The following is a 13,396-nucleotide window of genomic DNA, read 5'->3' as shown; positions in this document are numbered from 1 at the left end:
TGATTCAGGTGCAATTCGATGCGAACCCCGATGCGAACCCTCTTGTTGCCGCTCGGGCTGGCGGCCGTCATTTCCAGCTCATTGCTTTTTCCCTTGTCGGTTGGCGCGCAGGTATTACCCGCGGCCACCGGCTATGCCCAGGGCGTCACCGAGCCCGATGGACCGCTGACGCTCGATGCCGCGCTGGGCTTTGCCGCCGGCGGCAACTTCACGCTGTCCGCTGCCGGCCGTGAAATCGATGCGAGCGAAGGCGCCGTGATCCAGGCCCGCGTGATTCCGAACCCGGAACTCGCGACGCTGGTGGAAGACACGCGGCGGTCCTCACGAACGTCGACCGCGCAGATCAATATGCCGATCGAACTCGGCGGCAAGCGTTCGGCACGAATTTCCGCCGCGGAGCGCGGGCGCGAGGCCGCGCAGGCATCGCTCGGCAGCATTCGCGCGGATCTACGCGCGGCCGTGATCGAACGCTTCTTCTCGGTGCTGATTGCGCAGGAGCGCATCAAGCTTGCGCGGGGCTCGCTCGATATCGCCACGCGCGGTACCGACGTGGCCGCGCGCCGCGTGGCCGCCGGCAAGGTTTCGCCGGTCGAGGAAACCAAGGCGCGTGTGGAGCAGGCGAACGTTGGACTGGAGCTGGCCGAAGCCACCGCCGAGTTGCAGAGCGCGCGGCAGGCCTTGACCGCGCTGTGGGGCAACGATCTGCCGCGCTTTTCCGATGCGCAGGGCAATCTCGATGCGCTGCCCTCGCGCCCGGCACCCGATGCGCTGCGTGCCGCGCTCGACGAATCCCCGGACATCATCGCCAGCCGCATCGAAATCGAGCGCCGGCAGGCGCTGATCGGTGTGGAGCGCAGTCGCCAATATCCCGACCTGACCGTCAGCGTCGGCGCCAAGCGGGATAACGACATCCATCGCAATATGGCTGTGATCGGCGTGTCGATTCCGCTGCCGCTGTTCGATCGCAATCAGGGCAACCTGTACGAGGCGATCCGCCGCGCGGACAAGGCGCAGGACGACTACCTCGCCGCGCGTATCCGGCTAGCCAACGATCTGATGGTCGCGTCCAACGTGCTGGCGGTATCGCGCGCCTCCGCGCAGACGCTGAAAGGCACGGTGTTGCCGGCGGCCGAGGAAGCCTATCGCGCCGCGACCATCGGTTTCGAGTCCGGCAAATTCAATTACCTCGACGTGCTCGATGCCCAGCGCACGCTGTTCCAGGCGCGGATTCGCTACCTCGGGGTGCTTTCGCGCACCTATCAATCCGCTACCACCATCGACCGCATTCTGGGACGCTGAACATGACGAACAAGCAAAAAAAGACGATCGCGGCGATCCTCGTGGTGGGCCTGCTGGCTACCGCCGCCGCGGTGATGGTGGGGCGTGGTGGCGGAGACAGCCACGATCATGACGAAGAACACGCGCACGAGAGCGAGCAGGCGAAGCCGGCAGCCGATGCCCACGGCGCGGCAACCGCGTCGGCACCGACTGCGGCGGCTCAGCCGGCCGCAACGGCGAAGCCCGGCGAGGACACCGTCCGCCTGACGCGCGAGCAGATCCAGCAAGCCGGCATCACCGTGGTCGAAGCCAGGCCCGGCAGCGTGCAGGCCAGCCTGCCGTTCCCGGGCGAGATCCGCTTCAACGAAGATCGCACCGCGCACGTGGTCCCGCGTCTGGCCGGCGTGGTGGAGAGCGTGCCCGCCGACCTCGGGCAGATGGTGCGCAAGGGGCAGGTGCTCGCAGTGATCGCCAGCACCGCGTTGTCCGACCAGCGCAGCGAGTTGCTCGCGGCCCAGCGCCGGCTCGAACTCGCGCGCACCACCTACGCGCGCGAGAAGTCGTTGTGGGAACAGAAAATCTCCGCCGAGCAGGACTACCTGGCCGCGCGCAACGCGCAGCAGGAGGCGGAGATCAGCGTGCAGAACGCGCGGCAGAAGCTCACTGCGATCGGCGCAGACACTGGCAGTGGTGGTGCGCTGAATCGCTTCGAACTACGCGCCCCGTTCGACGGCATGGTCGTCGAGAAACATCTGACGCTTGGGGAGGCTGTAGCGGCCGACGCCGCCATCTTCACGATCTCCGACCTGCGTTCGGTCTGGGCCGAATTCGTGGTGGCCGCACGCGATCTGGGCAATGTACGCGTGGGTGAGCGGGCGACCGTGAGGTCCACCGCATCCGACAGCAAGGCCGATGGCACGGTGTCGTATGTCGGCGCGCTGCTCGGCGAGCAAACGCGCACGGCCAAGGCGCGCGTCACGCTGACCAACCCCGACAACGCGTGGCGGCCGGGCCTGTTCGTAACGGTCAACGTGCTTGGTGCAGCCGCGCAGGTACCCGTGGCGGTAGCGGCCGAAGCCGTGCAACAGGTGGAGGGGCGCACCGTGGTGTTCGTCGAAACGCCGGAAGGCTTCCGTGCCCAGCCGGTGACGGTGGGCCGCACCAGTGGCAGCGGCAGTGGCAGCATCAGCGAGATTGTCTCGGGGCTCGAAGCCGGCCGTCGCTACGCATCCGCCAACAGCTTCGTGCTGAAGGCGGAGCTCGGCAAGGCGGGCACCGAGCACAGCCACTGAGCGGGGGAGACGATCATGTTCGAACGCCTTATCCGCTTTGCCATCGAACAGCGATGGCTGGTACTGCTGGCCGTGCTCGGCATGGCGCTGCTCGGCGGCTACAACTACACGCGGCTGCCGATCGACGCGGTGCCTGACATCACCAACGTGCAGGTGCAGATCAACACGCACGCGCCGGGGTATTCGCCGCTGGAGACCGAACAGCGCATTACCTATCCGCTCGAAACCGTGATGGCGGGCCTGCCCGGCCTGATGCAGACGCGTTCGCTGTCGCGTTATGGGCTGTCGCAGGTCACGGTGATTTTTCGCGATGGCACCGATATCTACTTCGCGCGCCAGCTAGTCAATCAACGCATTCAGGAGGCACGCGCTTCGCTGCCCGATGGCATCACGCCCGCCATGGGGCCGATCTCGACCGGGCTCGGCGAGATCTACCTGTGGACCGTGGAAGCGGAGGAGGGCGCACGCAAGGCCGATGGCAGTGCGTACACCACCGCGGACCTGCGCGAGATTCAGGATTGGGTGGTGCGGCCGCAGTTGCGCAACGTGACCGGCGTGGCGGACGTCAATGCCATTGGTGGCTTCGACCGCCAATACCTCGTGGCACCAAGCCTCGAACGCATGGCGTCGTACGGGCTCACGCTGGCCGACGTGGTGGGCGCGCTCGACAAGAACAACGACAACGTGGGCGCGGGCTATATCGAACGCCGCGGTGAGCAGTACCTCGTGCGCGTGCCGGGTCAGGTGAAGTCCATCGACGATATCGAGCAGGTGATCGTGGGCACTGCGCAGGGCCAGCCGATTCGCGTGCGCGACGTGGCGGCGGTGGAGTCCGGGCGCGAACTGCGCACCGGCGCCGCCACCGAGAATGGCAGGGAGGTGGTACTCGGCACGGTGTTCATGCTGATCGGCGAGAACAGTCGCGCGGTGTCGCAGGCTGTGGATGCGCGAGTCAAGAGCATCAATCGCACGCTGCCCGAGGGCGTGAAGGTGATTACCGTCTACGATCGCACCAAGCTGGTCGACAAGGCGATTGCCACCGTCAAGAAGAACCTGCTCGAAGGCGCGGTGCTGGTCATCGCGATTCTGTTCCTGTTCCTCGGCAATATCCGCGCGGCACTGATTACGGCGCTGATCATCCCGCTTGCGATGCTGTTCACGTTCACGGGCATGGTGCAGTACCGTGTCAGCGCAAACCTGATGAGCCTGGGGGCGCTGGACTTCGGCATCATCATCGACGGCGCGGTCGTGATCGTGGAGAACTGCGTGCGGCGCCTCGCGCATGCGCAGTCGGCACTGGGACGACCGCTCACGCGGCGCGAGCGCTTTGACGAAGTGTTCGCGGCCGCGCGCGAGGCCCGGCGCCCGCTGCTGTTCGGCCAGTTGATCATCATGATCGTGTACCTGCCGGTGTTCGCCTTGACGGGTGTGGAAGGCAAGATGTTCCATCCGATGGCGTTCACGGTAGTGATTGCGCTGATCGGCGCGATGATCCTGTCGGTGACGTTTGTGCCGGCCGCCGTGGCGCTGTTCATCGGAGAACGCGTGGCGGAGAAGGAGAATCGGCTGATGGGCTGGGCGCGTGCCCGCTATGCGCCGCTGCTGGACCGCACGCTCGCCAACACGCCTGTGGTGTTCGCGCTGGCCGCGATGATCGTAGTGGTTTGCACGGCGGTCGCGTCGCGGCTCGGCAGCGAGTTTGTGCCGAACCTCAACGAGGGCGATATCGCGATTCAGGCATTGCGCATCCCGGGTACGAGCCTCACGCAATCGATCGCCATGCAGACGCAGATCGAACGCGCTCTGATGGCGAAGTTTCCGGAAATCGAACGGATCTTCGCGCGCACCGGCACAGCCGAAATTGCCTCGGACCCGATGCCGCCGAATATCTCCGACGGCTACATCATGCTCAAGCCACGCGACCAGTGGCCCGAGCCGCGCAAGACGCACGCGGAGCTCGTGGCGGCGATCCAGCAGGAGACCGACAAGATTCCGGGCAACCTGTATGAGTACTCGCAGCCAATCCAGCTGCGCTTCAACGAGCTGATTTCGGGCGTGCGGTCGGACGTTGCTGTCAAGATTTTTGGCGATGACAACGCCGTGCTCGACGCCACGGCCAATCGCGTGGCGGAGGTGCTGCAAGGCATTCGCGGCGCGACCGAGGTCAAGGTGGAACAGACCACGGGCCTGCCGATGCTGACCGTGAACATCGATCGCCAGAAGGCCGCGCGCCATGGGCTCAATATGCGCGACGTGCAGGATGCGGTGGCGATCGCGATTGGCGGGCGCGAGGCCGGCACCTTCTTTGCCGGCGATCGCCGCTTCGACATCGTGGTGCGGCTACCCGATGCCGTGCGCGACGATGTGGAGTCGCTGCGGCGCCTGCCGGTGCCGTTACCGAAGGGCGCGGCGGCCGATGCGCGCACGACGTTTATCCCGCTGAGCGAAGTGGCCACGCTCGAGGTGGCGCCCGGTCCCAACCAGGTATCGCGCGAGGATGGCAAGCGCCGCATCGTCGTCAGTGCCAACGTACGTGGCCGAGACATCGGGTCGTTTGTGACCGAGGCCGAAGGTGCGCTACAGCGTCAGGTCAAGATTCCGGCTGGATACTGGACCGCATGGGGTGGCACGTTCGAGCAACTGCAATCCGCCACCGCGCGGCTCAAGATCGTGGTGCCGGTGGCGCTGCTGCTTGTGCTCGTGCTGCTGTTTGCGATGTTCGGCAATCTCCGCGACGGGCTGCTCGTATTCACGGGCATCCCGTTCGCGCTGACCGGCGGCATCCTCGCGTTGTGGGCGCGCGGTATTCCACTGTCGATCACGGCGGCGGTCGGCTTTATTGCGCTATGCGGCGTGGCGGTGCTGAACGGGCTGGTGATGCTGTCGTTTATCCGCACACTGCGGGAGGAAGGGCAGCCGCTGGAGACGGCGGTGCGGGAGGGGGCATTGACCCGGTTGCGTCCGGTGCTGATGACCGCGCTGGTGGCGTCGCTTGGTTTTGTGCCGATGGCGATTGCTACGGGAACCGGCGCCGAGGTGCAACGGCCACTGGCGACCGTGGTCATTGGCGGCATCCTGTCTTCGACCGCGCTGACGCTGTTGGTGCTACCGGCGCTGTACCGCTGGGCCCACCGCCGAGACACCTGAGATCGGTGTGTTCCCCTCTCCCTGCGGGAGAGGGGCGTCCCGCTACATAAGATGTCGTATGACTAAGTCATTCACGCGGCCTTGACGGCCTGGCGTGCCAGCAGCTTCCAGTGGCCGCCTTGCTTCTGCCACACTTGCAGCACCTTGAGCAGCACCGTGCCCTGCTTGCCGCTGTCGAGCGTTTCACCGGACAGCGTGTGGCGCACCACGGCAACGTCACCGGAGACGCTCACGGTCTGGTCGGTAATCGCGATGCTCACGAAGTCGGACTTCTTGTCGAGCAGGTCGCCGATAAAGCTGGATTTGGTATCGAGGCGGCCGCCCGAGTGGCCATAGCTCAGCGAATCGGCTACCAGGCCGGACAACGTGGCCTGGTCGGGATCGACCATCGCGACGCGCAATTTCTCGGCCACAGCGGTGACGGCTTGCGTGTCGGCGGACTGGGCGTGGACGGGCGCGCTGATGGCGATGAAGAGGACGGCGGCGCTGAGGGTAGCGGTAACGGCGGCGGTGAGTCTGGACATCGGGTGTCTCCGGTTTCTTCGAGTTGTCTTCGGTTGAACTCCTAATCCGACACCTGACCGCACGTACCGGACTAGTTGTAGGTCATCGTATCACAACGATTGCAAGCAGGCAGATGCTCGTCAACCCTTGCTTTCCGACCCGCCAGCACGCTTGCCCACGCGCTTTCTCACCCCCCTTCCGACGGCCCCCCACTCGCGTAGGGGTTATGTCCGGGGAATTTGGCCGTTAGGGTGCGAATAAAACAAATGTCTGGCGACATTTACGCCGGGCAATATGCTGGAACGGGCTCATCAGCGGTGCAACGCGTCACGTCAGAAGACGCGTCATTCATGCAACCGGGAAGAGAGAGGGGGTAGAGCCGTGGCATTCCGCAATCTATCAATCAAGACCAAGCTGCTGGCTGGCTTTGGTGTGCTGGCACTTGTCGTACTGGTGGTATCGGGGTTATCGCTGCACGCGCTCAACCGCGCCATCGACGGCTTCAACGACTACATCAACGGACTCAACGCACGCGCCAACATGGCGATCGAGGTGCGCACGGCAGTGGACCGCCGCGCGATCGCGGCACGCAACCTCGTGCTCGTGACCACGCCCACGGATCTCGAGATGGAGCGCACCGATGTCCTGCGCGCCCACGACGACGTGCAGAAGAACCTCGCCCGACTCAAGGACATGATCGTGCAGGGCAATGCAAGCCAGGGCGCGCGCGACCTCGTGGCGGAAGTCGATCGCGTGGAAGCGAAATACGGCCCGGTTGCCACGGCGATCGTCGGGCTGGCCCTCGACAAGCAGCAGAGCGCCGCCATCGCGAAAATGAACGCCGAATGCCGGCCATTGCTGGCCGCGCTGGTCAAGGCGACCGATAGCTACCTGAGCTTTACGCACGCTCGTCAGCGCGAGATGGTGCAACGCCTGCAGGACGACTACATGACGCAGCGCAACCTGCTGATCATCGCGTCGCTTGCGGCGGTGGCGTTCGGCCTGATCGGTGGCCTGCTGCTGACGCGTGCCATTACGGGCCCGATCCAGCGCGCGGTGGAACTGGCGCGCACGGTGGCACGTGGCGAGCTTGGCTCGCGCATCGAGGTCAACTCGGATGACGAGACCGGTCGCCTGCTTGGTGCCTTGCGCGACATGAACGATCGCCTCACGGAGACCGTGGCCCGCGTGCGCGATTCGAGCGCCAATATCAGCGTGGCCACCGGCGAGATCGCCAACGGCAATATGGATCTGTCGAGCCGTACGGAGCAGCAGGCTGCTTCGCTCGAAGAGACTGCGGCGAGCATGGAGGAACTGACGGCCACCGTGCGTCACAACACCGAGAACGCGCGTCAGGCCAGCGAGCTGGCACGCACTGCCGCCGAGGTGGCGCAGCGCGGCAGCCAGACCGTCGGTCGTGTGGTGCATACGATGGAGGGCATCAGCGCGAGCTCGGTCAAGATCGCGGAGATCACGGGCATCATCGAGAGCATCGCGTTCCAGACCAACATTCTTGCGCTCAACGCCGCGGTGGAAGCGGCACGCGCGGGCGAGCAGGGTCGTGGCTTCGCGGTCGTGGCCAGCGAGGTGCGCAGCCTGGCCCAGCGTTCCTCGAATGCGGCCAAGGAGATCAAGGAACTGATCGAGACGTCGGTGGTGCAGGTGACCACAGGTTCCTCGCTCGCAAGCGAGGCCGGCCAGACCATGAGCGCGGTGACCGAGGCCGTGGGACGTGTGACCGCGATCGTGCAGGAGATCTCGTCGGCCTCGGCCGAGCAGAACCGCGGCATCGAGCAGGTGAACCAGGCGATCGTGCAGATCGATCAGGTCACGCAGCAGAACGCCACGCTCGTGCACGAGGCGGCCACCGCGTCACGCTCGCTGGAGGAGCAGGGTCGCGAGCTCGACGAAGCGGTGTCGTTCTTCCGCCTGCCGAACGGTCTCGCCGCCGGCACGCGCCTGATCGAGGCACCGCGCGCGAAGGGCGCGTGGCAGCCGCAGCTCGCGTAGCCTCAGTTTGCCGCAGGCACCCAGTTCCCGTGGAAGCCAAACGGCACGCGGTGCGACAGCTGCACCGTGGCCACGGGACCTGCTGCAATATCGGCGGTGTCGTACACCGCCAGATCGCTACGATGCTGCTGTCCACGATAGACCGTGGACAGCAGCCAGCCATCCCCTTCCGCCGCATCCGCCGCGCGCGGCACGAACACTGGTTCCGACAGCGCATCGCCAAGCGGTAGCGTATGCATGCGCCGCGTGCCGGTGCCATGGTCGATATGCACGAGCGTGTCGTAAGTCGAGCGCAACGAATCCGCATGCAGGCGCGATGCAAAGAAGCCGTGCCGGTAGGGCAACGTGGCGTGACGATCGTCGATGCGCGGAAACTCGCTGCCGAGATCGTCGAGCCATGTGCGCTGGAACTGGTCGCTGTTGCTCGCCATGTCGAAGGTCCAGCGACACAGACGCGCGCGCGTGCCGGGGCCGGTGGCGCCGGGATTGAACATGCCCGGGTTGTCGTACTGCAGTACATCCGCGTGGATCAGGTCGCCGTCTTCCCACGCGTTCATCGTGTGGAACACATAGCAGGACTCGCCGCGGAACCAGCGTAACTGCGAGGCATCGCCACCTCCACGTCCATCGCGCGGCAGGATGCCGATATGCGACCCGCGCTCGGGTTCCCATAGGTACATCGACTCGCCCCGCATCGCGCGCGCCATGCTGCCGACAATCGGCAGGATCGGAAACAGCGCATAGCGCGGCGTCACCAGAAAGTCGTGGACCATGCTCGAGAACGGCGCGTCGAATGCGGCGGTATGCGTGATGCGGCCGTCGCCGTTGACGACGCCGAATGCCATGCCGTTGGAGATCGGTCCCGATGCCGAGTAGGCGAAGTAGACCATCTCTCCGGTGACCGGATCGATCTTCGGATGCGCGGTCATCGCGCCGGCCAGCTTGCCGCCATAGCGATACTCGCCGCGGGTAGCGAGCGTGCCCGGGTCCATTTCGATCGGTGGGTCTGCTTCCTCCAGCGCCAGCAGCCGGCCGCCATGCCAGACGATATTGGTGTTGGCCAGGCTCGAAGTCTCGTCCCGTACCGAGGGATCGGTCGTGGCCGGGTTACCCCAGCTGCCGAACAGCGATTGCCCCGCCGCGCGCTCGAGTTCGAACTTGCGGGTGCGCACCCATCGGTTGCGATATCGCGCGCGCCCGTCGCCGAGTTCGAACGCGTGGATCATGCCGTCGCCGGTGAACCAGTGATAGTCATTGTCCCGTGGCGCGAACTGTGGGTTCGGTCCATTGCGATACAGCGTGCCATGCAGCGCACGTGGCAGCTCGCCGACGATGGGTAGATCGTGCGCGTCGCACTCGATCGACAGCGGCGCGAAATTGCCGGACAAATAGAAGTGGGGAGGGAATGGCTGGCTCATGCGGCACCTTGTCAGGAAGACGTTTCGGGGGCGCTTCGAAGCGTTTTGGGGGACGCTTTCGGGACGTTTGACGCAGTGTCCGTCATGTTGACAGGTTTTATGCCGTTCCGAAATCCAGGCCGGCGTGCGAATGCGAAAGCGGCCCTCCGATGCCTTAACCACATCGTGAGCGTGGACTTCATCATTGTCCATGTTGTGGGACAATCGCCGGCGACGTCCCGATGGGCGTTGACGATGGGAGTACCGGATGAAATCGATCGACTGGAAGGACTGGGAAATCTTCTGCCGCGTGGTGGAAGGTGGTGGGTTTACCCAAGGCGCGGAGCTCGCCGAGGTCCCCAAGTCATCGGCCAGCGCCGCCGTGGCGCGACTGGAAGGACAGCTTGGTATCCGCTTGTTCGAACGCACCACGCGCCGCGTGCGCGTGACGCAGCGTGGCCAGCAACTCTACGAACGCGTGGCGCCGCTATTCGGCGAACTGCGTGAGATCAGCGCGGAAGCCGTATCCGTCAGCGCGGAAGTCAGTGGCACGTTGCGTATCGCCACGCCCTACGAGGTCGGATCCCAACATTTGTCTCCCTCGCTGTCGCGGTTGCTCAAGCTGCATCCGTCGCTGCGCGTGCAGCTCGACGTCAGCTGGGATCAGCCCGATCTGATTCGTCACGGCTACGACCTTGCCTTCGTGATGACCGATACCGGCCTGACCGACAGTTCGTTTGCAAGCAAGCGGGTGGTGCTGATCGAGCGCGCGTTCTACGCGGCGCCATCGCTGATCCGCGAGCGCGGCCTGCCACGCGTGCCGCAGGACCTCAACGGCTGGCCGACGCTGGGAAGCATCGACGATGGCCGCTGGGAGTTTCTGCGCGATGGCGTGGAGATGCACACGATGGAGGTGGAGCCGCGCATCTGCACGCACAACGCGGAGGTGCGGCTCAAGGGCGCGATTGACGGCCTGGGCGTGGCACGACTCTCGCCGCGCTTCGTGCATGAACAGCTCGGCCATGGCCAGCTCGTGCGCGTGCTCCCGAACTACATGTCTTCGCCGCTCAAGGTTTACGTGCTGATGCCCGCGCGCAAGCTGATGCCGGCGAGCGTGCGCGCTTTTCTGGACGTCCTCGAGGAAACGCTGGGTGTGCCCGATGGACGCAAGCCCGTACCGCGTACGCTGCTGGGCTCCTCACCGAGGTGGGCGGCGCTCACGGGCTCGGGATCGATCACGTTGCCCGATGGTCTCGATGGCATCGACGAGACGCTGGTGCCTGCGCCGGATGGCGCGTCGCCCATCGTCACGCTCGACGACGGGGTTTGACGCGCGCGCGTTCGTTGCGCGTCTGACGCTTAGTAGGGCTGGTCGCCCGTACGCAGATCGATGCTGAGCGTCTCGGAGATTTCAACCATCTCCTCGTCGTCCTCGCTTCGCGTAATCCAGCCTGCGTAGGCATCGCCGCCGGTGTCCCAGTTCCACAGCGTGTAGCCTGCGACGCGCAGCTGGTTGAATGCGAGTTCCATCAACTCGGGGACGCTGGTGCTTTCGAGGAAGTCTTCGTCCTCGGTATCTTCCACACCCCAGTCGATTTCCAGATCGATGCGCTCGCACAGCTGGTTCAGACTGCCGATAAAGGACTCGGCGTCCTTCCAATCGACGTAGAAGCCCGACTCCCAGTCGATGATGTCCTTGAGGACCCAAAGCAGTTCCTCGCCATCGGCGTCCTCTTCCTCGGAATCTTCGAGCGACTCATCGAACAGCGCCTGCTGCCGCTCGGTCTGCGCGGTGTCGCCGAGGTTGATCAGCCCGATCAGCCGACCGACCGCATCAGCTGCGTCGTCTTCCAGTTCAATTGCCATCGTTCGGTCTCCTTGTCGTGCCGTGGCCAGTCATTCTGCCGCAATTCCCACAATCGCCCGCTGCCCGCGCGGCGTTACCCGCAACGCGCGCGAGGTAGCGGTTGTCTCGATCCAGCCCTGCGTCAGCATGCTCTCCAGCAACGCCGCGCCGAGCGCGCCGCCCAGATGCGGCTTGCGCTCGCTCCAGTCCGGGCAGGTACAGGCAAACTGCCGGCGCTTGCGCCGCGCATTCCCCAGATCGATCCCAAGCTGCGTCATCGCGTCGGTCCCATCCGCAGTGAGATCCACTGCGGACCCATCCACGATGATCCAGCCCGATTGCTTCATACGATCGAACAACCCCACCGCAAGTTCACCGGCCATATGGTCATAGCAGGTCCGCGCCTGCCGCAACGCCGGCGGCGCCGTCCGCGAAACGGGCACCGCCCGCATGCGCGGCGGCTGACTGGCCAGCGAAGCGGACGCCAACGCCTCGATCGCAACACCGATCTCGGGCGTGGAAAGCCGGTAATAGCGGTTACGCCCCCGCGACTCGACCGCGAGCAACCCGCCCTCTGATAACCGGTTCAAATGCCCGCTGGTAGACGACGCTGATAACCCCGCAATCAACGCCAACTCGCCAGCAGGACGCGCGCTGCCATCCATCAGCGCCCAAAGCATGGCCGCACGACCAGGATCGGCGAGAAGACCAGCAAGCTGGCTGATACCGGGGGCGTATTCCATTGTTTGGTTGCGGATGAAGGGTGGGATGTCGGGAGTATAGACAGATGCGTCTTTTAATCAAGTGCACCGCTTTCCTTAACGGTGCGGCTACTGGTCAGCCTTGCTATTCGGTAGTAATGGCTTCAAGGACACAAATGCAAAAGGCTCCAAAATCGGAGCCCTTTGTGATGCTGGAGAACTGACAGTCGGAACATCCCCTTAGCTTGTAGGTTCGGGGACTAGCAACCAATGTGACCGACTTGATGTCGCCACAGTGGCTAGTCGTTGCTACCACTGCCATCAGAACCCCGGACGGTTCTGTGCCCAATTGAGTGGACCCGTTGGTGCCGGGATGGTCCCCCAAAAGTTCTTGCAACCAGCGGTGCAATCCTAGCGCCTCACTAGACAAGAACACAAGAGCCTGCCCTATGCACAGAAATGGTGATATATTACATATCACCACGTCAATGACGCATCGCTTCCTCCATGTTCGATCCTTCTCTGCTGGGCCGGATGACTTTTACGCATGCCGAGCCGTCGCTGGCCCCATTTCCGCCGGGCCGCCACCAGCTTGGACTTGTCGATGACCGCGATGCTGTCCTGTATGTGCCTGAAGGGCTAGGCCCGGGACCGGTGCCGTTGCTGGTCATGTTTCACGGTGCCGGTGGCTTTCCAGAAAAGGTATTGCCCTCTGTCGAGCCGCACGCCGATGCGCATGGCTTTCTGGTGCTGGCGCCGCATTCGACCTTTCCCACGTGGGACATCGTCATTGGTGGCAACGGACCCGATCTGGAGCGCCTGCAACAGGCGCTGGTCGCTGTTTCGGCTCGCTACCAGATTCGTCGCGATCGACTGGCGTTCGCCGGCTTTTCGGATGGCGCGAGCTACGCGCTTTCGATCGGTATCACCAACGGCGATATCGCCAGCCACGTCATCGCTTTCTCCGGCGGGTTCATGTCCGTATTCATGCAGGAGGGCACGCCAAAGGTCTTTATCGCGCATGGGTTGGCCGACGAGCAGTTGCCCGTGCAGACAAGTGGCCGCGTCAATGCCGCCAAGCTGAAGGCTGCCGGCTACGACGTCGAGTATGTCGAATTCAACGGCCCGCACGCGATTCAGCCGCCAATCGTGGCCGAGGCCATCCGCTTTTTTCTGGCATAGCGCTCCGTTATGTGAGCCTGGGATTTGCCGCTATCGGAG

At 64.5% G+C, this 13,396-nt stretch carries 10 protein-coding genes; 6 read left to right on the top strand and 4 right to left on the bottom strand.

Translation table 11 applies throughout. From position 1 onward, the window contains the following. The first annotated feature begins 30 nt into the window (after nt 1–30). From LDO41_RS26125 to LDO41_RS26115, 3 genes are read left to right on the top strand one after another with little or no spacing between them, the layout of a single operon-like run. On the top strand, nt 31–1,299 hold the full coding sequence (locus LDO41_RS26125; RefSeq protein ID WP_223993639.1) for a TolC family protein: 1,269 nt from the start codon (nt 31–33) through the stop codon (nt 1,297–1,299). Next, complete coding sequence (locus tag LDO41_RS26120) at nt 1,296–2,570, top strand: efflux RND transporter periplasmic adaptor subunit (RefSeq protein WP_223993932.1); 1,275 nt, start codon at nt 1,296–1,298, stop codon at nt 2,568–2,570. The genes LDO41_RS26125 and LDO41_RS26120 overlap by 4 nt, the downstream gene beginning before the upstream one ends. Nucleotides 2,571–2,585: 15 nt before the next feature. Next, entirely contained in the window at nt 2,586–5,717 is a 3,132-nt protein-coding gene (locus tag LDO41_RS26115; RefSeq protein ID WP_223993637.1) for a CusA/CzcA family heavy metal efflux RND transporter, read from the top strand. Between the two features lie 71 nt (nt 5,718–5,788). On the opposite strand, the gene LDO41_RS26110 is transcribed toward LDO41_RS26115, so the two are convergent. Further along, entirely contained in the window at nt 5,789–6,241 is a 453-nt protein-coding gene (locus LDO41_RS26110) for a nuclear transport factor 2 family protein (protein WP_223993636.1), read from the bottom strand. 361 nt (nt 6,242–6,602) lie between these two features. Between LDO41_RS26110 and LDO41_RS26105 the strand changes: the two genes are divergently transcribed. Next, complete coding sequence (locus tag LDO41_RS26105; protein WP_223993635.1) at nt 6,603–8,231, top strand: methyl-accepting chemotaxis protein; 1,629 nt, start codon at nt 6,603–6,605, stop codon at nt 8,229–8,231. Nucleotides 8,232–8,233: 2 nt separating this feature from the next. Here LDO41_RS26105 and LDO41_RS26100 read toward each other — a convergent pair whose 3' ends face one another. Then, complete coding sequence (locus LDO41_RS26100) at nt 8,234–9,649, bottom strand: carotenoid oxygenase family protein (protein ID WP_223993634.1); 1,416 nt, start codon at nt 9,647–9,649, stop codon at nt 8,234–8,236. A 247-nt stretch (nt 9,650–9,896) separates the two neighbouring features. Between LDO41_RS26100 and LDO41_RS26095 the strand changes: the two genes are divergently transcribed. Next, the gene (locus LDO41_RS26095) at nt 9,897–10,958 is read left to right on the top strand and encodes a LysR family transcriptional regulator (protein ID WP_223993633.1); all 1,062 of its coding nucleotides are present in this window, start codon (nt 9,897–9,899) and stop codon (nt 10,956–10,958) included. Between the two features lie 29 nt (nt 10,959–10,987). Here the strand turns inward: LDO41_RS26095 and LDO41_RS26090 are convergent, their stop codons facing one another. Both LDO41_RS26090 and LDO41_RS26085 read right to left on the bottom strand, forming a co-directional pair. Beyond that, on the bottom strand, nt 10,988–11,494 hold the full coding sequence (locus LDO41_RS26090; protein WP_223993631.1) for a DUF6630 family protein: 507 nt from the start codon (nt 11,492–11,494) through the stop codon (nt 10,988–10,990). Between the two features lie 30 nt (nt 11,495–11,524). Beyond that, the gene (locus LDO41_RS26085) at nt 11,525–12,217 is read right to left on the bottom strand and encodes an ArsR/SmtB family transcription factor (RefSeq protein WP_223993629.1); all 693 of its coding nucleotides are present in this window, start codon (nt 12,215–12,217) and stop codon (nt 11,525–11,527) included. A gap of 465 nt (nt 12,218–12,682) precedes the next feature. Here LDO41_RS26085 and LDO41_RS26080 point away from each other — a divergent pair, with 465 nt between their 5' ends. Then, nucleotides 12,683–13,357, top strand: a complete 675-nt coding sequence (locus tag LDO41_RS26080) for an alpha/beta hydrolase (RefSeq protein WP_223993627.1) — start codon at nt 12,683–12,685, stop codon at nt 13,355–13,357. Nucleotides 13,358–13,396: the final 39 nt, after the last annotated feature.

This window comes from Cupriavidus pampae, assembly GCF_914271485.1.
Classification (GTDB): Bacteria; Pseudomonadota; Gammaproteobacteria; order Burkholderiales; family Burkholderiaceae; genus Cupriavidus; species Cupriavidus pampae.
Note: the sequence above shows the minus strand (reverse complement) of the source record. Positions and strands in the feature narration are given on the sequence as shown.